This is a genomic window from Streptomyces sp. NPDC042371 (genome assembly GCF_056437465.1).
In genome coordinates this window covers 153,807-174,840 of record NZ_JBWKAP010000012.1, presented here as the reverse complement: position 1 = coordinate 174,840, position 21,034 = coordinate 153,807, and the positions used below count along the sequence as shown (strand labels likewise).

At 71.7% G+C, this 21,034-nt stretch carries 16 protein-coding genes; 13 read left to right on the top strand and 3 right to left on the bottom strand.

The window, feature by feature from the left end; translation table 11 throughout:
- The first annotated feature begins 1 nt into the window (after position 1).
- Positions 2–3,019, top strand: a complete 3,018-nt coding sequence (locus AC068B_RS32180) for an alpha-mannosidase (RefSeq protein ID WP_478675058.1) — start codon at positions 2–4, stop codon at positions 3,017–3,019.
- 38 nt (positions 3,020–3,057) lie between these two features.
- On the opposite strand, the gene AC068B_RS32175 is transcribed toward AC068B_RS32180, so the two are convergent.
- Complete coding sequence (locus AC068B_RS32175) at positions 3,058–3,825, bottom strand: hypothetical protein (RefSeq protein ID WP_478675057.1); 768 nt, start codon at positions 3,823–3,825, stop codon at positions 3,058–3,060.
- A complete protein-coding gene (locus AC068B_RS32170) occupies positions 3,822–4,583 on the bottom strand; it encodes a FadR/GntR family transcriptional regulator (protein WP_356267280.1) in 762 nt (253 codons plus the stop codon). The genes AC068B_RS32175 and AC068B_RS32170 overlap by 4 nt, the downstream gene beginning before the upstream one ends.
- A 177-nt stretch (positions 4,584–4,760) precedes the next feature.
- Here AC068B_RS32170 and AC068B_RS32165 point away from each other — a divergent pair, with 177 nt between their 5' ends.
- Genes AC068B_RS32165 through AC068B_RS32130 form a run of 8 tightly spaced genes read left to right on the top strand, consistent with a single transcriptional unit; the run spans position 4,761 to position 12,880 of the window.
- On the top strand, positions 4,761–5,843 hold the full coding sequence (locus tag AC068B_RS32165; protein WP_478675056.1) for a sugar ABC transporter substrate-binding protein: 1,083 nt from the start codon (positions 4,761–4,763) through the stop codon (positions 5,841–5,843).
- The gene (locus tag AC068B_RS32160; RefSeq protein ID WP_478675055.1) at positions 5,840–7,381 is read left to right on the top strand and encodes a sugar ABC transporter ATP-binding protein; all 1,542 of its coding nucleotides are present in this window, start codon (positions 5,840–5,842) and stop codon (positions 7,379–7,381) included. Before AC068B_RS32165 ends, AC068B_RS32160 begins: the two co-directional genes overlap by 4 nt.
- Positions 7,374–8,411, top strand: a complete 1,038-nt coding sequence (locus AC068B_RS32155; RefSeq protein WP_478675054.1) for an ABC transporter permease — start codon at positions 7,374–7,376, stop codon at positions 8,409–8,411. Before AC068B_RS32160 ends, AC068B_RS32155 begins: the two co-directional genes overlap by 8 nt.
- A 48-nt stretch (positions 8,412–8,459) precedes the next feature.
- A complete protein-coding gene (locus tag AC068B_RS32150) occupies positions 8,460–9,857 on the top strand; it encodes an L-fuconate dehydratase (protein ID WP_478675053.1) in 1,398 nt (465 codons plus the stop codon).
- The gene (locus AC068B_RS32145) at positions 9,854–10,609 is read left to right on the top strand and encodes an SDR family NAD(P)-dependent oxidoreductase (protein ID WP_478675052.1); all 756 of its coding nucleotides are present in this window, start codon (positions 9,854–9,856) and stop codon (positions 10,607–10,609) included. The genes AC068B_RS32150 and AC068B_RS32145 overlap by 4 nt, the downstream gene beginning before the upstream one ends.
- Before the next feature lie 5 nt (positions 10,610–10,614).
- Complete coding sequence (locus AC068B_RS32140) at positions 10,615–11,661, top strand: aldo/keto reductase (RefSeq protein ID WP_478675113.1); 1,047 nt, start codon at positions 10,615–10,617, stop codon at positions 11,659–11,661.
- Positions 11,658–11,972 (top strand): L-rhamnose mutarotase, encoded by a 315-nt coding sequence (locus AC068B_RS32135; RefSeq protein ID WP_356267292.1) that lies wholly within the window; start codon positions 11,658–11,660, stop codon positions 11,970–11,972. The genes AC068B_RS32140 and AC068B_RS32135 overlap by 4 nt, the downstream gene beginning before the upstream one ends.
- Positions 11,969–12,880 carry an amidohydrolase family protein gene (locus AC068B_RS32130; protein WP_478675051.1) on the top strand — a complete coding sequence of 304 codons (912 nt, stop codon included), beginning with the start codon at positions 11,969–11,971 and terminating at the stop codon, positions 12,878–12,880. Before AC068B_RS32135 ends, AC068B_RS32130 begins: the two co-directional genes overlap by 4 nt.
- Positions 12,881–12,914: 34 nt before the next feature.
- Here the strand turns inward: AC068B_RS32130 and AC068B_RS32125 are convergent, their stop codons facing one another.
- Positions 12,915–14,336, bottom strand: coding sequence for a lipase maturation factor family protein (locus AC068B_RS32125; protein WP_478675050.1), 1,422 nt, complete (start codon positions 14,334–14,336; stop codon positions 12,915–12,917).
- A 131-nt stretch (positions 14,337–14,467) separates the two neighbouring features.
- Here AC068B_RS32125 and AC068B_RS32120 point away from each other — a divergent pair, with 131 nt between their 5' ends.
- The 4 genes from AC068B_RS32120 to AC068B_RS32105 all read left to right on the top strand — a co-directional run bounded on the left by AC068B_RS32120 (position 14,468) and on the right by AC068B_RS32105 (position 20,974).
- Entirely contained in the window at positions 14,468–15,595 is a 1,128-nt protein-coding gene (locus AC068B_RS32120; protein WP_478675049.1) for a DUF6777 domain-containing protein, read from the top strand.
- Between the two features lie 378 nt (positions 15,596–15,973).
- Positions 15,974–18,850, top strand: coding sequence for a helix-turn-helix transcriptional regulator (locus AC068B_RS32115; RefSeq protein ID WP_478675048.1), 2,877 nt, complete (start codon positions 15,974–15,976; stop codon positions 18,848–18,850).
- A gap of 233 nt (positions 18,851–19,083) precedes the next feature.
- Complete coding sequence (locus AC068B_RS32110; RefSeq protein WP_478675047.1) at positions 19,084–19,737, top strand: response regulator transcription factor; 654 nt, start codon at positions 19,084–19,086, stop codon at positions 19,735–19,737.
- A gap of 7 nt (positions 19,738–19,744) precedes the next feature.
- Positions 19,745–20,974 carry a sensor histidine kinase gene (locus tag AC068B_RS32105; protein WP_478675046.1) on the top strand — a complete coding sequence of 410 codons (1,230 nt, stop codon included), beginning with the start codon at positions 19,745–19,747 and terminating at the stop codon, positions 20,972–20,974.
- Positions 20,975–21,034 lie beyond the last annotated feature (60 nt).

The following is a 21,034-nucleotide window of genomic DNA, read 5'->3' as shown; positions in this document are numbered from 1 at the left end:
CATGCATGACGACCGCACCCTGGTCGAAGCCCGCCTCAAGCGCGTTCTCGACGAGCGCATCAGGCCCGCCGTGTACCCCGCTTCCGTACCGCTCGACGTGGCCGTGTGGAACGCGCCGGGCGAGCCGGTCCCGGTGGCCGAAGGGCTCGCCGCGGAGCCGACGCCGACCGCGGCCGGTGAGAAGTGGGGGGCGCCCTGGGGGACCAGCTGGTTCCGGGTGACCGGGACCGTGCCGAAGGAGTGGGCGGGAAAGACCGTCGAGGCCATCCTCGACCTCGGCTTCGACGAGAACATGCCGGGCTTCCAGTGTGAGGGCCTCGTCTACCGCCCCGACGGCACCCCGGTGAAGGGCCTCAACCCGCGCAACCAATGGGTGCGCGTCGCGGCGCCCGCCGAGGGCGGCGAGGAGGTGCGGCTGCACGTCGAGGCCGCGTCCAACCCCGTCATCCTCGACTACCACCCCTTCCTGCCCACGCAGCTCGGCGACAAGGAGACCGCGGGCAGCGAGCCCCAGTACACGCTGGAGCGCATGGACCTCGCCGTCTTCGACGAGACGGTGTGGCACCTCGTCATCGACCTCGAAGTCCTCGGCGAACTGATGCAGGAACTGCCCCAGGACTCAGGGCGGCGCTACGACGTCGTGCGCGCGGTCGGCCGTGCCCTCGACGCCGTCGACCTCCAGGACGTGAACGGCTCGGCCGCCGCGGCACGGGCGCAGCTCGAAGGGGTGCTCACCACCCCCGCCGAGCCCTCGGCGCACCGCATCAGCGCCGTCGGGCACGCCCACATCGACTCGGCGTGGCTGTGGCCGCTGCGCGAGACGGTGCGCAAGGTGGCGCGGACCACCTCCAACATGACCGCGCTCCTGGAGGACGAGCCGGACTTCGTGTTCGCCATGTCCCAGGCGCAGCAGTGGGCGTGGATCAAGGAGCACCGGCCCGAGGTGTGGGCGAAGGTCAAGAAGGCCGTCGCCAACGGGCGGTTCGTGCCCACCGGAGGCATGTGGGTCGAGTCGGACACCAACATGCCGGGCTCCGAGGCGATGGCCCGGCAGTTCGTGCACGGCAAGCGGTTCTTCCTCGACGAGTTCGGCGTCGAGAACGACGAGGCCTGGCTGCCCGACACCTTCGGCTTCGCCGCCGGGCTCCCGCAGATCATCAAGGCGGCCGGGTCCAAGTGGCTGCTCACACAGAAGATCTCGTGGTCGCAGACCAACCGCTTCCCGCACCACACCTTCAACTGGGAAGGGATCGACGGCACCCGCATCTTCACGCACTTCCCGCCCGTCGACACGTACAACTGCTCGATGAAGGGCAGCGAGATCGCCCACGCGGCGAAGAACTTCAAGGACAAGGGCGTCGCCCGGCACTCCCTCGCGCCCACCGGCTGGGGCGACGGAGGCGGTGGCACCACCCGCGAGATGATCGCCAAGGCGGCGCGACTGCGGGACCTTGAGGGTTCGGCGACCGTTCAGTGGGAGACCCCGGCCGCCTTCTTCGAGAAGGCCGAGGCCGAGTACCCCAACGCCCCCGTCTGGGTCGGCGAGCTCTACCTGGAGCTGCACCGCGCCACGCTCACCAGCCAGGCGGGCACCAAGCAGGGCAACCGCCGCAGCGAGCACCTGCTGCGCGAGGCGGAGCTGTGGGCGGCCACGGCCGCCGTCCGCGCGCCCGAATTCGCCTACCCCTACGAGCAGTTGGACCGCGTCTGGAAGACGGTGCTGCTCCACCAGTTCCACGACATCCTGCCCGGCTCGTCCATCGCCTGGGTGCACCGTGAGGCCCGCGCGACCTATGCGGCCGTCGCCCAGGAACTGAACGGCATCATCGACAAGGCGCAGCGCGCCCTCGCGGGCGAGGGGTCCGGCGCGCTGGTCTTCAACTCCACGCCGCACACCCGTGACGGCGTGCCCGCGGGCGGTGCCCGTGCCGCGGCGGTCGACGGCGCCTCGGCGATCGCCACGCGCGCGGACGGCGGCTACGTCCTCGACAACGGTCTGCTGCGGGTGGAGATCGACGGGCGCGGCCTGGTCGTCTCCGCGTACGACCTGGTGGCCGACCGGGAGACCGTCGCGCCCGGAGGGGTGGCCAACCTGCCCCAGGTGCACGCCGACTTCCCGAACATGTGGGACGCGTGGGACGTCGACGAGTTCTACCGCAACACCGTCACCGACCTGGTCGAGGCGGACCGGGTGGAGGCGGTCGACGGCGCGTCGGTCCGCGTCGTGCGCACCTTCGGTGACTCGCGCCTCACCCAGGTGCTCACGCTCGCGCCCGGTGCCCAGCGCCTCGACATCGACACCGAGGTCGACTGGCACGAGACGGAGAAGTTCCTGAAGCTCGCCTTCCCGCTGGACATCCACGCGGAGCGGTACGCCTCGGAGACCCAGTTCGGTCACTTCTACCGCGCCACGCACACCAACACGAGCTGGGAGGCCGCCAAGTTCGAGGCGTGCAACCACCGTTTCGTGCACATGGAGGAGCCGGGCTGGGGCGTCGCGCTGGTCAACGACTCGACGTACGGCCACGACGTGACCCGCACGGTCCGCGCCGAGGACTCCGGCACGACCACGACGGTCCGCGTCTCCCTGCTGCGCGCCCCGCGCTTCCCCGACCCCGAGACGGACCAGGGCGTCCACCGCTTCCGGCACGCCCTGGTGCCGGGCGCGGGGATCGGCGACGCGGTGCGCGAGGGCTACCGCATCAACCTGCCCGAGCGCAGGATCACCGGGGGTTCCGATGTGGCGCCGCTGGTGACGGTCGACGAGGACGCCGTCGTCGTCACGGCCGTCAAGCTCGCCGACGACGGCAGCGGCGATGTCGTCGTCCGCTTCCACGAGTCGCGGGGCGGACGGGCGAAGGCCACGCTCACCACAGGGTTCGCCGCGGGTTCGGTCGCGGTGACCGACCTGCTGGAGCGCCCGCTCGACGGGGTGACGGCGCCGGAGCTCGCAGGGGACGCGGTGTCGGTGACGCTGCGGCCGTTCGAGCTGGTGACGCTGAGGTTCACGCGGAGCTGAGGCCCCGCACCGCCCCGCACCTCACACCGCCCCTCCCCTCACCCGTCGGCCCGCAGCCACACGCGCAGCGGGCCGACGGGCTCGAACCCCTGGCGGAGGGCGGCCGCCAGGTCGTCGCCGTGCTCGTACCCGACGACCGGCACCCCAGGCCAGAGCCGGTCGGTGGCGTCCAGGCAGGAGCGCCACGCGCCGTCCAGGTCGTCGTCGGCGGCGAACAGGTTGGAGACGCCGACGACGGAGGCGCCGGGGTAGGCGACGGCGCCCGCGGTGATCGCCCCGTCGGCCGTGTCCGCCAAAAAGACCGCGCCGTCGTCGAGCAGGGCGTCCCGGAACAGTCCGCCGCTCGTCCCCTCCCCGCTCCACGCGGCCTCCCATACGGAGAGCCGGTCACCGCCCTCGACGGGCCCCCAGCCGCCCGGCCCCTGTCCGGCATCCGACGCGGGACGCGCGGGACGGTGGATCCACTGCGCCTCGAACAGCACCTCGAACCCGACCGCGGAAAGGTCGAGCGCCCCGAAGCTGTCCTTGACGGAGGCGCCGGGCGAGGTGAGGTCGATACGGGACACCACGGCGTCGGGCGTCGCGTCGGGGGAGAGCGTCACGGCGTCGGGATACAGCGGGGGAGTACGCCGAGGACTGGCCCAGACGCCGCCTTCGAAGGCGCCGGGCACGCCGTGGGAGCGGCAGACGGCGTCGCACCAGGCGGCGTTGTTGCGGACGGCCGCGTCGGCGGGGCCGCTGGTGGGGGCGTGGGTGCGCTCGGTGTGCTGAGCGTGGTGCTGGGTGCTGTGCGGGTCAGTGATCACCCCGGGATGGTGTCAGGGCCGTCCTGATCGCGCCGCTGGTTTTCCGTCCCCTCGGCCACCTGCCCCCGCAGCCACTCCTCCACCTCGCCCACGTGCGCCGCCGCCGCGGCGCGCGCCGCCTCCGGGTCCCGTGCCACGAGGGCGCGGTGGATGCGGGCGTGTTCGCGGCGGGTGCGTTCGAAGGCGCCCTCCTCCTGGTAGCCGCGCCACACCCGGGCGCGGAACGTGCGGGACGAGAGGCCCTCCAGTATCGCGGCCATCGTGTCGTTGCCCGCCGCGAAGGCGATCGCGCGGTGGAACGCCAGGTCGTGGGAGAGGATCTCCTCCGGATCGTCGGTGGCGTTCATCGCCTCCAAGTGCTTTTCCACGTCGGCCAGTTGGGTGTCGGTGATGCGCGCGGCCGCCAAAGCCGTCGCCGTGGACTCAAGGACCCTGCGCACTTCAAGGAGCTCGACCAGGCGCGGCCCGCGGGACAGGTCCGCCACCACTCCGAAGGTCTCCAGGAGGTCGCCCGCCTCCAGCTGGGTGACGTAGATGCCGGACCCGTGGCGGGCTTCGAGGACCCCGAGGACCGTCAGCGCGCGGATCGCCTCCCGCATGGAACTGCGCGAGATGCCCAGCTGGGCCGCCAGGTCCCGCTCGGTGGGCAGGCGTTGGCCCGGTTCGAGGCTGCCCCCGCCGATCATCGCCTTGATCTGCTCGATGGCCCGCTGCGTCACGGTGCCCTTCTGCGGGGCGGACTGGTCTGGCTGGTCCACGTAACGCTCCTCCACTGGCCGAGTGCGCCGCAGTCTAGCCAGAGATGTGGTCCGACCACTACGGCCTGAAAGCGCGAAAAGTTGACGACGAGGGGTGTTGTGGGCGGCAAGTGGTCTGATAAATATTCGCGTCATCAGGTTTCCCCCCTCGTTCCCCCTTCGATGAGGAGCCGTCAGATGGTCGGCAGGACAGTGCGCAACAGGCCCGGCAGGACGGGGACTTCGCGGGCGGTGCGTGCCGCGGCCGCGGCCGCCTGCGCGTCCCTCGTGCTCGCCGCGTGCGGCAGTACGAAGGACACCGCGTCGCCCGGCGCCGGAGGCGGCGGAGAGGGCAAGGTCGGCGTGGTCCTGCCCCTGCTTACCTCGCCGTTCTGGCAGTCGTACAACGACTACGTGCCGAAGATGGCGAAGTCCGAGGACGTCGACGCGATGAAGACCGTCAACTCCAACAGTGACCCTTCGCAGCAGATCACCGACATCAACAACCAGCTCAACCAGGGCGTGAAGGGCCTCGTCGTCGCGCCGCTCGACAGCGCCGCGATCTCCGCGGGCCTCGACCAGGCCGAGCGCAAGGGCGTCCCCGTGGTCGCCGTCGACGTCGCCCCCGAGAAGGGCAAGGTCGCGATGGTGGTCAGGGCCAACAACGTCGCGTACGGCGAGAAGGCCTGCGACTACCTCGGCGATCAGGTCAGGACCGGCAAGGTCGTGCAGATCATGGGCGATCTGGCCTCCGTCAACGGGCGCGAGCGGTCCAAGGCCTTCCGCGACTGCGTGAAGAAGAAGTACCCGAAGCTGAAGGTCCTGGAGATCCCCGCCAAGTGGGAGTCCGACACGGCCGCCGCCAAGCTGGATACCCTGCTGAACTCCAACCCCGACATCAAGGGGATCTATATGCAGGCCGGTGGCGTGTACCTCGCGCCCACCCTGCAGACCCTCAAGTCCAAGGGAATGCTGAAGAAGGCGGGGGAGAAGGGCCACATCACCGTCATCTCGAACGACGGCATCCCGCAGGAGTTCGACGCGATCCGCAAGGGCCAGATCGACGCCACCGTCTCGCAGCCCGCCGACGCCTACGCCAAGTACGGCATGTACTACATCAAGGCCGCGATGAACGGGAAGAAGTTCAAGCCCGGCCCGACCGACCACGACTCGACCATCGTCAAGCTGCCCAGCGGCATCCTCGAGGACCAGCTGCCCGCCCCGCTGGTCACCAAGGGGAACGTCGACGACTCCAAGCTGTGGGGCAACACGGCCAAATGACGACGACCGAGCCCCCCACCGACCGGACCGACACGACCCCGCTCGTCGAGGCGTCCGGCATCGTCAAGCGGTACGGACCCACCGTCGCACTGCGGGACGGACGCCTGACCGTCCTGCCCGGTGAATCCCACGCCCTCGTCGGCCGCAACGGCGCGGGCAAGTCCACCCTCGTCCAGATCCTCACCGGACTCCAGGCCCCCGACGCGGGCACCGTCCGCTTCGACGGCGAGCCCGCGCCGCCGCTCAGCGATCGCGACGCGTGGCGCCGCAAGGTGGCCTGCGTCTACCAGAAGCCCACCGTCGTACCCGAGTTGACCGTCGCGGAGAACCTCTTCATCAACCGCCAGCCGTCGGGCCGCGGCGGCTTCATCAGCTGGCGCAGGCTCCGGTCCGAGGCCGCGGAGGTCCTCGACACCTGGGCCGTGCGCGTCGACCCCGACGCGCGCACCGCCGATCTCAAGGTCGAGGACCGCCAAATGGTGGAGATCGCACGGGCGTTGAGCTTCGGGGCGCGCTTCATCGTCCTGGACGAGCCGACCGCGCAGCTCGACAACCGCGAGATCGAGCGGCTCTTCACGCGGATGCGCGCCCTCCAGGACTCCGGCGTCACGTTCCTGTTCATCTCGCACCACCTCCAAGAGGTGTACGAGGTGTGCCAGACCGTCACCGTGCTGCGCGACGCCCGCTGGATCACCAGCGCCCCCGTCGCCGAACTGCCCAAGGGCGCCCTGGTGGAGGCCATGGCGGGCGAGGTCATCGCCGAACAGGCCAGCGCCGAGGAGGCCGTGGCCCGCGCCGGGGTACCGTCCGACGCCCCCGTACTCCTCGACGTCCAGGGCCTCACCAGCGAGTCGTACACCGGCATCGACCTCACCGTGCGCAAGGGAGAGGTCGTCGGACTCGCCGGATCCAGCGGCAGCGGCAAGATCAACCTCGCGGAGAGCTTCGCCGGACTGCACACCCCGACCGCGGGAACCGCCCTCCTTGACGGCCGCCCCCTGCCCTTCGGTGATGTCACCGCGGCCCTGCGCGCCGGGGTCGGCTGCGTGCCCCGCGACCGGCACGGCCAGGGTCTGGTCTTCGGCATGACCATCGGTGACAACGCCACCATGAGCGTCCTGGACCGGCTCGGCCGCCACGGCTTCATCGGCACCGACACCAGGCGCCGCTTCGCCGACGACCTCATCGAGCGGCTCGACATCCACGCCGAGGGCCCCGACCAGCCCGTCTCCGACCTCTCCGGCGGCAACGCCCAGAAGGTCGTCATGGCCCGCGCCCTCGCCTCGGACCCGCGCCTGCTCGTCCTCATCAACCCGACCGCGGGCGTCGACGTGAAGTCCAAGGAATCCCTGCTCGCCCGCATGGACAACGCCCGCGAGGACGGCACCGCCGTCCTCGTCGTCTCCGACGAACTGGACGACCTGCGCCGCTGCGACCGCGTGCTCGTGCTCTTCCACGGCCGGATCGTCGCCGAGCACGCGGCGGGCTTCCACGATCACGAGCTGATCGCCTCCATCGAAGGAATGGACCATGGCTGACTTGAAGGCCCCGTCGGCCTCGACCACGACCCCCGTACACCCGGGCCGCGACAAGGCGGCAGCGAAGACCGTGCTGCTGCGGCGCGCCCGCGAACTCGCCCTCGTCCCAGCCCTGTTGCTGCTCATGCTGCTCGGCGCCCTGGTCAACGACACGTTCCTGACCGAGCGGAACCTCATCTCCATCCTCGGCGCGTCCGCCGCGCTCGCCATGGTCGTCCTCGCCGAGTCGCTCGTCCTCATCACCGGCAAGTTCGACCTCTCCCTGGAGTCGGTCGTCGGCATCGCGCCCGCCGTCGGCGCACTCCTGGTCCTGCCCGCGGCCCAGGCCGGTTTCGGCACGGATCTGCCCGCCGCCGTCGGCATCCTCGCCATCGTGCTGGTCGGCGCGGCCATCGGCGCCTTCAACGGCGTCCTCGTCGTGAAACTCAAGCTCAACGCGTTCATCGTGACGCTCGCCATGCTGATCGTGTTGCGCGGCCTCCTCGTCGGCGCCACCGAGGGCAAGACCCTCTTCGGCATGCCCGACGCCTTCTACACCCTCGCCACCACCACCTTCCTGAGCATCCCCATGTCGGTGTGGCTCGCCGCGGCGGCCTTCGGCCTCACCGGCTTCGTCCTCAAGTACCACCGCGTGGGCCGTGCCCTGTACGCGATCGGCGGCAACCCGGACGCCGCACGCGCCGCGGGCATTCGCGTCGACCGGGTCATGCTCGGCGTGTTCGTCGTCGCCGGGGCCCTCGCGGCGGTCGGCGGACTGATGCAGACCGGGTACGTCGGCGCCATCAACGCCAACCAGGGCCAGAACATGATCTTCACGGTGTTCGCCGCCGCGGTCATCGGAGGCATCAGCCTCGACGGCGGCAAGGGCACCATGTTCGGTGCCCTCACCGGCGTCCTGCTCCTCGGCGTCGTACAGAACCTGCTCACCCTCGCCCAGGTGCCGTCCTTCTGGATCCAGGCCATCTACGGCGGAATCATCCTGGTCGCCCTGATGATCGCCCGCGTCACCACGGGCCGCGCACAGGACTGACCCGCATCGGTCCGCCGCTTTCCCCGCCCCTTTCCGGAAAGGCCTCCTGTGTCCCCGACCCCCGCCCGCATCACCGCGGTAGACACCCACGACATACGGTTCCCCACCTCGCGGGAGCTGGACGGGTCCGACGCGATGAACCCGGACCCCGACTACTCCGCCGCCTACGTGGTGCTGCGCACCGACGCCGACGACGGCCTGGAGGGGCACGGGTTCACCTTCACCATCGGCCGCGGCAACGACGTCCAGGTCGCCGCGATCCGGTCGCTGCGCCACCACGTCATCGGCCGCCCGGTCGACGAGCTCTGCGCCGACCCCGGCACCGTCAACCGCGCCCTCGTCGGCGACAGCCAGCTGCGCTGGCTCGGCCCGGAGAAGGGCGTGATGCACATGGCCATCGGCGCGGTCGTCAACGCGGTCTGGGACCTCGCGGCCAAGCGCGCCCGCAAGCCCCTGTGGCAGCTGCTCGCTGACGCCACACCCGAGTGGCTCGTCTCGCAGGTCGACTTCCGCTACATCGCCGACACCCTCGGCCCGGAGGAGGCCCTCGGCCTGCTCCGGGCCGGCCGCGCGGGCGCGGCGGACCGCACCGCCAGGCTCCTGGAGTACGGCTTCCCCGGCTACACCACCTCGCCCGGCTGGCTCGGCTACAGCGACGAGCGGCTCACCCGCCTCGCCCGGCAGGCCGTCGCCGACGGCTTCACCCAGATCAAACTGAAGGTCGGCGCGGACCTCGCCGACGACATCCGCCGCTGCCGCACCGCCCGCGAGGCGATCGGCCCGGACATCCGCATGGCCGTCGACGCCAACCAGCGCTGGAACGTCGACGAGGCCGTCCAATGGACGCGCGCGCTCGCCGAGTTCGACCCCTACTGGGTCGAGGAGCCCACCAGCCCCGACGACGTCCTCGGCCACGCCGCGATCCGCACGGCCGTCTCCCCGATCAAGGTCGCCACCGGCGAACACGTACAGAACCGCATCGTCTTCAAACAGCTCCTCCAGGCCGGTGCCATCGACATCCTGCAGATAGACGCGGCACGGGTCGGCGGCGTCAACGAGAACCTCGCGATCCTGCTGCTCGCCGCCAAGTTCGGCGTTCCCGTCTGCCCGCACGCGGGCGGCGTCGGACTGTGCGAGCTCGTGCAGCACCTGTCGATGTTCGACTACGTGGCCCTCGCGGGCACCACGGAGAACCGCGTCATCGAGTACGTCGACCACCTCCACGAACACTTCACTGACCCGGTCGTGATGCGCGCGGGCCACTACACGGCCCCGACCGCGCCGGGCTTCTCGGCGGCGATGCGGGCCGAATCCGTCGCCGAGTTCAGCTATCCGGACGGCACGTTCTGGGCCGCGGACCTCGCACAGGGCGGCCGCGCCGCGGACGACCCCGCACAGGACCACATCTCACGGGACAAGTCACGGGACAAGGGAGCAGCCGCATGACCGACTTCCAGGGGCTCAAGGCCCTCGTCACAGGCGGGGCCTCCGGCATCGGCCGGGCCACCGCCGAGCTCCTCGCCGCCCGCGGCGCCGAGGTCGCCGTCCTCGACCTCGACCCGAGCGGCGTGGACAAGCCCCTGCGCGCGTACGCCGCCGACGTCACCGACGACACGGCCGTACGGGACGCCGTCGCGGCGGCCGCCGCCGACCTCGGCGGCCTCGACGTCCTGGTCAACAACGCGGGCATCGGTGCCCAGGGCACCGTCGAGGACAACGACGACGCCCACTGGCACACCGTCCTCGACGTCAACGTCCTCGGGATCGTCCGCACCACCCGCGCCGCCCTGCCCCACCTGCGCCTCTCCACCGACGCGGCGATCGTCAACACCTGCTCCATAGCCGCGACCGCGGGCCTCCCGCAGCGCGCCCTGTACTCGGCGTCAAAGGGCGCGGTGCTCTCCCTCACCCTCGCGATGGCCGCCGACCACGTGCGCGAAGGGGTACGCGTCAACTGCGTCAACCCCGGCACCGTCGACACCCCGTGGGTCGGCCGACTCCTGGACGCCGCCCCCGACCCCGCCGCCGAGCGGACCGCACTTGAGGCCCGCCAGCCCACCGGACGCCTGGTCACGGCGGACGAAGTGGCGGGCGCCATCGCCTACTTGGCGAGCCCGCTGTCCGGTGCCACCACCGGCACCGCGCTCGCCGTCGACGGCGGCATGCAGGGCCTGCGGCTGCGGCCGGTGAACCAGTGAGCGCCCTGGCACGGCGCCCCCTCGGCCCCGGCGGCGTCGAGGTGACCGAGCTGTCCTTCGGCGCCGCCGGCATCGGCAACCTCTACTCGCCGATCACCGACGCGGCGGCGGCGACCGCCCTCGACCACGCCTGGAACGCGGGCATCCGCTACTTCGACACGGCCCCGCACTACGGCCTCGGCCTGTCCGAGCGCAGGCTGGGCGAGGCGTTGCGGGGCCGGGACCGCGCCTCGTACGTCATCTCGACGAAGGTCGGCAGGATCCTGGAACCGGCCGACGAGGTGTCCGGCGACGACCTCGCCGACGGCGGCTTCGCGGTGCCGCGCACGCACCGCAGGGTCTGGGACTTCAGCGCGGACGGCGTGCGCCGCTCCATCGAGTCCAGCCTCACCCGCCTCGGCGTCGACCGCGTCGACGTCGTCTTCCTGCACGACCCTGACAACCACGCCGAAGAGGCCTTCCGCGAGGGCTACCCGGCCCTGGAGAAGCTGCGCTCCGAGGGCGTCGTCGGAGCGATAGGCGCGGGCATGAACCAGGCGGAGATGCTCACCCGCTTCGTGCGCGACACGGACGTGGACGCCGTGCTCTGCGCCGGGCGCTACACGCTCCTCGACCACCAGGCCCTCACCGAACTGCTGCCCGCGGCGAGCGAGCGGGGTGCCTCGATCGTCATCGGCGGCGTCTTCAACTCCGGACTGCTCGCGGACCCCAAGCCGGGGGCCAGGTTCGACTACACCGAGGCGCCGTCCGGCCTGCTGGCCCGCGCCCGCACCCTGCGGACGCTCGCCGAGCGGCACGGCACCACGCTCCGGGCCGCCGCACTGGCCTTCCCCTTCGGCCATCCGGCCGTCGCCAGCGTGCTGGTCGGCATCCGCGCACCGGAGCAGGTCACCGACGCGGCCGCCCAGTTCGCCGCCGAAGTGCCCGCGGACTTCTGGCAGGAGGCCAGGGAGGCCGGACTGCTGCCGCCGGAGGTGCCGGTCCCCGGACCGGCGCGGGAGGACGTGCGGGGAGACATACCGGGGGACGTACGGGGAAGGGACCGGCTGTGAGAGTCGCGCTGCACACCAAGGTCCGCGCCGACCGCATCGACGCGTACGACGCCGCGCACCGCGAGGTGCCCGCCGAGCTCACCGCCGCGATCCGGGCCGCGGGCGCCTCGTCCTGGACCATCTGGCGCAGCGGGACCGACCTCTTCCACCTCCTGGAGTGCGAGGACTACGGCCGGATGCTCGCCGAGCTGGAGAAGCTGCCGGTCAACATCGCCTGGCAGGCCCGCATGGCCGAGCTCCTCGACGTCGTCCACGACTACTCCGCCGAGGGCTCGCAGGCGGGTCTGCCCGTCGTGTGGGAGCTGCCATGACCGGGACCGCCGAGCCCGGTGCCGCCACGACCGGCGCCGCCGGGCCCGGCACTCCCGGGAACGTGCCGCTCCTCGTCGACGCCCACCACCACGTGTGGGACCTCTCCGTACGCGACCAGGACTGGATCACGGGCGACGCGCTCGCCCCGATCCGCAGGAACTTCTCCCTCGCCGACCTCGCGCCCGAGGCCCGCGCGGCAGGTGTCGGCGCCACGGTCGCCGTCCAGACGGTGACCGTCCCCGAGGAGACCCCGGAGCTCCTGGCCCTCGCGGCGGACAGCGACCTCGTCGCCGGGGTCGTCGGGTGGACGGACCTCACCCGCCCGGACGTGGCCGAGACACTGGCCGCGCTCCGTGCCCTCCCCGGCGGACAGCACCTGGTGGGCATCCGGCACCAGGTGCAGGGCGAGCCGGACCCCGAGTGGCTGCTGCGCCCGGACGTCCGCAGGGGCCTGTCCGCCCTCGCCGCGGCGGCCCTCGCCTACGACCTCGTCGTCCTGCCGCACCATCTGCCCGCCTGCGCCAAGGCGGCGGCGGAGATGCCGGAACTCACCTTCGTACTCGATCACTTGGGCAAGCCGCCCATCGTGCGCGGCGCCCTCGAACCCTGGGCATCGGCGCTCCGCGCGCTCGCCGCCCGTCCCAACACCGTGTGCAAGCTCTCCGGCATGGTCACCGAGGCCGACCACGCCACGTGGACGGTGGACCACCTGCGGCCCTACGCGGACACGGTCCTGGAGGCCTTCGGACCCGGGCGGCTGATGTACGGCTCCGACTGGCCCGTCAGCACCCTCGCGGCGGCCTACACCGAAGTCCTCGACGCGGCACGGCTGCTGACGACATCCCTGGACACCGCCGAGCGCGGCGAGGTCTTCGGCGGCACGGCTCGGCGCGTGTACGGCCTCTGAGAGAACGTCCGCCCCCTTGTGGCGGGCGTTCCTCTCAGTCTGCCGGTGGGGCGATCCGTGTCGGTCCCAGGAACTCACGGACGTACGTGCGCTCCCAGCAGGCGCCCGTCTCGCGCAGCTCGCGCCATGTCGTGTACCGGTAGCGGTACAGCCGGGCGCGGATGTACGCGGGCGGCGCCCCGGGCGGGAACGGCGAGCTCCGCAACAGCCGCAGCGTGTCCCGGTCGCCGTCCAGGAGACGCTCCACCAGCGGGCCGAACCAGGAGCGCGCGTACGCGGGGGAGAGCCCGGCGAACCACATCATCCAGTCGAGCCGCAGGTGATAGGGCGCGAACTGGCGCGGCCAGCGGTGTACGTCACCGGGCTTGCCCTTGAACTCGTAGGGCAGCCAGTCGGACTCCTCCCGCGGCACGGTGTCCGCCGTGCCCTCGACGACGATCTCCTGACGCACCCGGCCGACGCTGCCGAACGCCCCGTACGCGTTGACGAGGTGCAACGGATCGAACGAGCGGTTCATGACCTGGTGCCGGGAGAGGAGATTGCGCACCGGCCGGTAGCTCATGGCCAGGAGCGGCGCCGCGACGGCGGTGACCACCACCTCGTACCAGACGGGCGTGCCCGCGACGTCGGGTGCCGTGTGCCAGGAGGAGAGGTCGAGGGCGGACACCGCGAGCACGATGGTGAGCCAGTTCAGCCAGGAGAAGTTGCCGGACAGGACCAGCCACAACTGCGTCACGATCATCAGGCAGGCCGCGCCCGTCGCCACCGGCCGGGGCGTGAACAGCAGGAAGGGCACCACGAGTTGGGTGACGTGGTTGGCCGCGGCCTCCATCCGGTGCACCGGCTTCGGCAGGTGGTGGAAGAACCAGCTCAGTGGTCCGGGCATCGGCTGCGTCTCGTGGTGGAAGTACAGGCAGGTGAGCTTGCGCCAGCAGGCGTCGCCGCGCATCTTGATCAGCCCGGCGCCGAACTCCACGCGGAAGAGCACCCACCGCAGCAGGAAGAGCACGAGGACCGGCGGGGCGACCCGGTCATTGCCCAGGAAGACCGTGAGGAAGCCCACTTCGAGGAGCAGCGACTCCCAGCCGAAGCCGTACCAGGTCTGCCCCACGTTCACGATGGAGAGATACAGCGCCCAGGGCACCAGCCACAGCAGCATCGCGCCCCACAGCGGCAGCATGCCGTCCGCCCCGGCGAGCAGCGCCACCGCGACCGCGCACCCCGTCCAGGAGCAGAGCGCGAAGAACCGGTCCGAGAAGTGGAGCTGGAACAGGCTGGGGGCGTTCCGGAACGGCACCCGCGCGACGTACCGCGGCACCGGCAGCATGCCGCGCTCGCCGATGAGCGCCCGGAACTGCAGGGCGGCCCCGAGGAAGGCCACCACATAGAGCGCCGCCAGGGCCCGCTGGAAGATCAGCCGACTCAGCCAGTACGCATCCGCCGTGAACCACTCCACGTGCCCATTGTGCTGCCGACCAGGCCTTTCCGTATGCAGGCCGGGTTGCGGGTCTGCTGGAAGGCCTACAGACAATGGCGGAACACCCCTCGCGACAGGGGCCACACGGCACGGCAACGGCGGGAGAACAGGTGCGCGCACCCACCAGGAACCACGTGATCGTCTTCGCGATATCCGCGGCCCTGGCGGTGGCGGGCTGTTCGGGGGACGGCGACAAGAAGACGGCCGACGGCGGCAGCGAGCTGTTCATGCAACCGGTCGCCGCACAGGGCCCCGATCCGTTCACCGACTCCACGGCGAAGACCGACTCCTCCCCGCCGCCCGTCACCCGTTCGCCGCAGCCGTCGCCCACCGGGTCGGCGACGCCGCAGGGCACCCGCTCCATCCCGGGCGGGACACCGGGGCTGTACGGGGGCACGCACTCCGTCGGCAGCTGTGACGTCGACCAGCAGGTGCGCTTCCTGACCGCCGACGCGGCGAAGGCCCGCGCCTTCGCGCAGGCGTCGGACATCGACCCGGCCGCCGTCCCGAGCTTCCTGCGAGGGCTGACCCCCGTCGTGCTGCGGGCCGACACGCGCGTCACCAACCACGGCTTCCGCGGCGGATCGCCGACGAGCTTCCAGTCGGTCCTGCAGACGGGTACGGCCGTCCTGGTCGACGAGCGTGGCCTGCCGCGGGTGCGCTGCGCGTGCGGCAATCCGCTCAAGCCGCCGGTCGCCTTCAAAGGCTCGCCCCGGCACAACGGCCGCCCGTGGAACGGCTATCAGCCGACGCGGGTCGTCGTGGTGACCCCGGCGCCGCAGCCGATCGTCAACATCACCATCGTGAACATCGTCAACAACACCTGGATCGAGCGGAAGGTCGGCGACGGCAAGGCGCACCACGACCGCGCGACCAAGCCGCCGACTCCCACCCCGACCCCCACCCCCACACCCACCAGCCCTTCTCCGACGTCGCCGAGCCCGACGTCGCCGTCCCCGTCCAGCCCGACGCCCACGGATCCGGACGGCACGAGCCCGGACGAGACCGAGACCGAGCCCGACGAGACGAGCCCTGACGAGACCAGCCCGGACGGGACGACCCCCGGCGACCAGGAGCAGGAGCAGAGTCCGGGGCAGGGCGACATCCAGGGCAGTCCCACCAGTCCGGACGCGGACCCCGGCGAATCCTCGACCGACTGCCCTCCGCGGACGGCGACGCCCCCGGACCCCGCGTCCCCGGTCCCGCCCGGCTGCCCCTCGCCGGTGCTGCCCTCGTAGAGCCATACCGGACAGACGGTGGGTGAGAGGGCCATGCGGAACGCGCCAATCGTTCCCCGGCCCTCTCGTCGCTGTCGCCCCTGTCGCCCCTCATGTCATTTGCCCGGCCCGCAACCGGGTTCTCAAATATCGCCGAGTTCAGTCATCAGGCAAATGCGCGAGAGTTTCCGAATGATATGGAGCAGGCGCGTCCGATTGGCTGGGAAGTGGCGCATTCGCGACGGTATTGGCATGGCATTGAGTCAAATGGCGCTGGTAGTTGATTTTCAAATATGGCAGAGTCGTCCGTCGGGTGGCCGGTCAAGTCCAATGAATTGATCCAGCGGGTCTTACGGCCGCCCGAGGATCAGCCGTCAGCCGCGGGGGAGAAGTCGGCTCATGAACGTGGTGGAACGTGGTGAAGAGCTTTCGATCATGGAACACATGCTCGACTCGTGTGCGAGCGGGCATGGCGGCGTCGTTCTGGTGAGTGGCGCGGTCGCCAGTGGCAAGACCGCGCTGCTGCGTGCCTTCGGCTCGTGCGTCACCGTCGCGGGCGCACTGTATCTGCAGGCCACGGCGTCGGCCGCAGAGAATGACCTGCCTCTCGGAGTCATGGGGCAACTGCTTCTCGGCGCCGGTCTGCTGGGCGCGGACGCACGGCGCGCGGCGCAACTCGTGGACCGTAGCGTGCGAACGGCCCGCGCGCGGCGGGCGGCCGGAGAACGGCCCGCCGTGGCGATGAACGAGATTCCCGAGCTCTGCGGTCTGCTGCTCGAGAAATCCAGGGAAAGGCCAGTGGTGCTCAGTATCGACGATGTGCACCATGCCGACGGAGACTCCCTGGAATGCCTCCTCTACCTGTCGCGCCGCCTGGCCGTGAGCCGCATTTTGGTCGTGCTGGGGGAGAACAGCGACTTCGTGACGGGCAATACGCGATTGCGCGTTGATTTACTGCGGCTGCCCGGCTGCCGGAATATCAGGCTCGACCCGCTCCAGCGGTCCGGAGTCGCAGAAATGATCTCCGTATTCGGTGAGCCGGGGTGGCGGACGCGCAAGCTCGTCTCCGAACTGCTCCACATGGGCGGCGGGAGCCCCCTGCTGACCCGGGCGCTGATCGAGGACCACCGTGCCACGGGCGCCGCGGCCGTCTCCTCCGCAGGTCCGGTGCCGGGCGAGGCCTTCGTGCGGGCCGTCGCCACCTGCCTGTACCGCAGCGACCTCGCCACCCGCCGCACCGCCTGGGCCCTGGCGGTCGCGGGCCCCGACATGTCGCTCGCCGAGCTCATGGAGGTGCTCGGGGCCAGCCGGGAGTCGCTGCTGCGCAGCCTGCGCGCGCTGAACGAGGCGGGCCTCCTCGACGCGGGCTGGTTCCGCCACGAGGCCGGGCGCGCCGCGGTGCTCAGAAGCCTGGAGCCCGCCGACCGCGCCCGCGTCGAGGCCCGCTGTGCCAGGGTCCTGCACGAGCACGGCGCGGCCGTGACCGTGGTCGTACGGCATCTGATCGCGGCGGAGACGGTCGACGCCCCCTGGGCACGGCGCACCCTGATCGAGGCGGCCGAGCGCGCCCTCGCCGACGACGAGGTCGAGCTCGCCCACACCTGTCTGCGCATCGCCCGCGACACCAGCACCGACGCACGCCAGTCCCTGGAGATACGGGCCGCGCTCACCCGGGCGCTCTGGCGCGTCAACCCGGCCGGAGTCGCCCAGCACCTGCCCGAGCTCACGGCCGCCGCCCTGGACGGCAGGCTCGGCACCCGGCACACCGACGAACTCGTCGGCCACCTGCTCTGGTTCGGGCGGCCGGAGCGGGCCCTGGAGGTGCTCCGCGCGGTCGAGCGGCAGGACGCGGCGGCACCCGGCCGGTCCGGCACCGGCACGCCTTGCCGGTACGACTGCCCGCGCCTGTGGCTGGGATACGCCTATCCGGGCCTCTCCGCCTCCGCCCTCGCCTCCCTCGGCGGGACCCCGGAGCACACGACGGCGCACGACACGACCCCACAACACGCGGAGGCCATGGCCCGCAGCCCGCACCAGCGGGCGGCGACCCTGGTGCGGGCCCTCCTCGACGGGCCGGGCGAGGACGTGGTCGTCAGAGCCGAGCAGATCCTCCAGGGCACCCGTCTCGACGACGGCACCGTGACGGCGCTCCTGGTCGCGCTCAACTCCCTGCTCCTCGCCGACCGGCTGGAGGCGTCGGCCTTCTGGTGCGAGACGCTGCTCAACGAGGCGGGCGAACGGCGTGCGCCCCTGTGGCAGGCGCTGCTGGCCGCGACCAAGGCCCGTATCGAGCTCAGGGCGGGCGCGCTCGTCGCGGCGCGGAAGCTGGCACGCTCGGCGCTCACGCTCGTGCCCGCGGACGGGTGGGGGGTGGCCGTCGCCGGGCCCGTGGCCATCGCCCTGTCCACGGCCACCCTCATGGGGCGGCTCGACGAGGCGGCGTCCCAACTCGCCGTCCCCGTACCGGACTCCGCCTTCCAGACGGCCGACGGACTGCTCTACCTGCGGGCCCGAGGCCACTACTACCTCGCCGCCGGGCGTCCCTACGCCGCGCTCGACGACTTCCTCACCTGCGGAGACCTCATGCGGCGCTGGCGATTCGACCTGCCCGCGCTGGTCCCCTGGCGCACCGACGCGGCCGAGGCCCATCTGTCGCTGGGCGACGGCGAGCGCGCCCGGGCCCTTGCCGAGGAGCAACTGGCCCTGGCGGGGCGGGGCAACGGCTGCGCACGCGCCGTCTCGCTGCGGGTGCTCGCCGGGACGCTGAAGGCCGCACACCGGCCGCCGCTGCTCGGCGAGGCCATCGAGATCCTGCGGGACCGCGGACACCGCATCGAGCTGGTCCGCGCCCTCGACGAGTCGGCCCGCACGCAGCGCGAGCTCGGCAAGCTCGGCCGGGCCAGGGCCATGGCCCGCAAGGCGCAGCGGCTCGCGGGGGAGTGCGGGATGCCCGTGCCGCCGTCCGCGGCCGACACGAGCAGCCCGCACCCCGCCGAACAGCCGTGGCCGACCGGGAACCGCCGACATCCCGACGAACTCAGCAACGCCGAACTGCGTGTGGCCACGCTCGCCGTCCGTGGCCACACCAATCGCCAGATCGCCGACAAGCTCTGCATCACGATCAGTACCGTGGAACAGCATCTGACGCGCGCCTACCGGAAGTTGGCCGTCCAGCGGCGCGCGGACCTCGCGGCCAAGATCGGTCCGGTCACGGGACCGGGGGGCGGCGAGGAACCAGGGACGCACGACGCCTGTGACCGGCTCCACGTGGGCTAGCGACCGGACATCTGTCATGTGTCCGTCTCCCCCTCGGTGAGGCCCAGGCCGCCGTTGCGGTGGCGCGGTTCCGTTTCTACGCGGCGGGCGGTCACACCGCGGTCCGAAGATCTGTGACCGGCACACAGGAACTCCCGCCGGGCTGTGACCGGTGCGTGACGGCCGTTCGGGCACCGTGGACTTCATGATCAGCTCCTGCGAAATGACGAGCGGCCCGCCATGAGGGCGCCGCGATGAGGGTCCTGGTGGCCGAGGAGCACGCCGAACTCGCCCAGTCGGTGGCGCGGGTGCTCCGCCGCGAGGGCATGGCGGTCGACGTCGTCCTCGACGGCGCCGACGCCCTCGAACGCACCTCGGTGGTCGACTACGACGTGCTCGTCCTCGACCGGGACCTGCCCGCCGTGCCCGGCGACGAGGTCTGCCGAAGACTGGTCGAAAAGCCGGTACACGCCCGGGTGTTGATGCTGACCGCGTCCGCCACCATCGCCCACCGCGTGGCGGGCTTCCGCCTCAGCGCGGACGACTACCTCCCCAAACCCTTCGCCCACGCCGAACTGGTGGCCCGCATCCGGGCACTCGCCCGCCGCTCGCAGGCCGCGCTGCCCCCGGTGCTCGTACGCGGCGACCTGAGACTCGACCCGGCGCAGCGGGTCGTCTCGCGCGCCGGGGAGCGGCTGGTGCTCACGCCCAAGGAGTTCTCGGTCCTCGAGTACCTGCTCGCGGCCCAGGGCCGTGTCGTATCGGCCGAGGAGCTCCTGGAGCGGGTGTGGGACGAGGCGACGGACCCGTTCACCACCACGGTCAAGGCGACGATCAACCGCCTGCGGCCGAAGCTCGGCACCCCGCCCGTCATCGAGACCATTCCTCGGGGCGGCTACCGGATTTGAGGGGCCCATGCACCTGCCCTCGCGGCGCGCGGGCGTCCGCCTCACGCTGCTGTACGGCGCGCTGTTCGTCGCCTCAGGGGCGGTCCTGCTCGCCCTCACGTATCTGCTCGTCGCCCGGTTCCCCGCGGACCGTGTCCTCGTCGACGGGGCGGGAACGGGCGCGGGCGTCGGCCGCTCCGGCGCAGGACTGCCCGGCGCGCAGACCACGGCCCGGACCGGCGACGTCATCGGACAGCTGCAGGAACAGGCGCTCCGTCAGCACGCGGACCAGCTGCGGCAGGTGCTCGTACAGTCGGGCGTCGCACTCGCCGCCATGCTGGTGGTCTCGGCCGTCCTCGGCCGACTGGTCGCCCGCCGTGCGCTGCGCCCGCTGCGCGCGCTGACCGGCACCATCCGGCGCATCTCCGCGTACACCCTCCACGAGCGGCTGGCCGTCCAGGGACCGGCCGACGAGCTCAAGGAGTTCGCCGACACCGTGGACCGGCTGCTCGGCCGCCTGGAGGCCGCCCTCGACTCCCACCGGCGCTTCGTCGCCAACGCCGCGCACGAGCTGCGCACCCCGCTCACCCTGGGGCACGCGCTCCTTGAGGAGACGCTCATCGACCGCGACGCCACCGCGGAAACGTTCCGGGCCAACTCCGAGCGGCTGCTGGTGATCAGCGAACAGCAGGCACGCCTCCTGGAGTCACTGCTGGCGCTCGCGGGCAGCCACCGCGGCCTGCTCCACCGCGAGGAGCTGGACCTCGCACGCGCCGCCGAGTGGGCGCTGCACGTCTCGCGCCCGGAGATCGAGCGGCGCGGGCTGCGGGTGGACACCGCTATCGGGCCCGCGCCCGCCCTGGGCGACCCTGCGCTCGTGCAGCGCCTGGTGTCCGACCTCGTGGACAACGCGGTGGGCCACAACGCCCCCGGCGGGCGGGTGGAGGTCACCACCGGCTTCCGGCACGGACATGCCGTCGTCGCGGTGACCAACACGGGCGACCGGGTGGCGCCGGAGCGGGTCGACCGGCTCTTCGAACCCTTCCAGCGGACGGGCCGCACGGCCGGTGACGGCCACCCCGGTCTCGGCCTTTCGATCGTGCACGCCATCGCCCTCGCCCACGAGGCGGTGATCAGCGCACGCGCACGCCCGGAAGGCGGTCTCGCCGTGGAAGTCGCCTTCCCGCGGTGGGCCGGAGAGCCCAGCGAAGCGGCAAGGGACATTGCGCAGTTGGACAAGGACGCCGGACTTCATTGAGGAAAAGCCCGGGCACCTCCTACCGTGGTCGCCCGACGCAATTCCCCGACAAGTCACGAA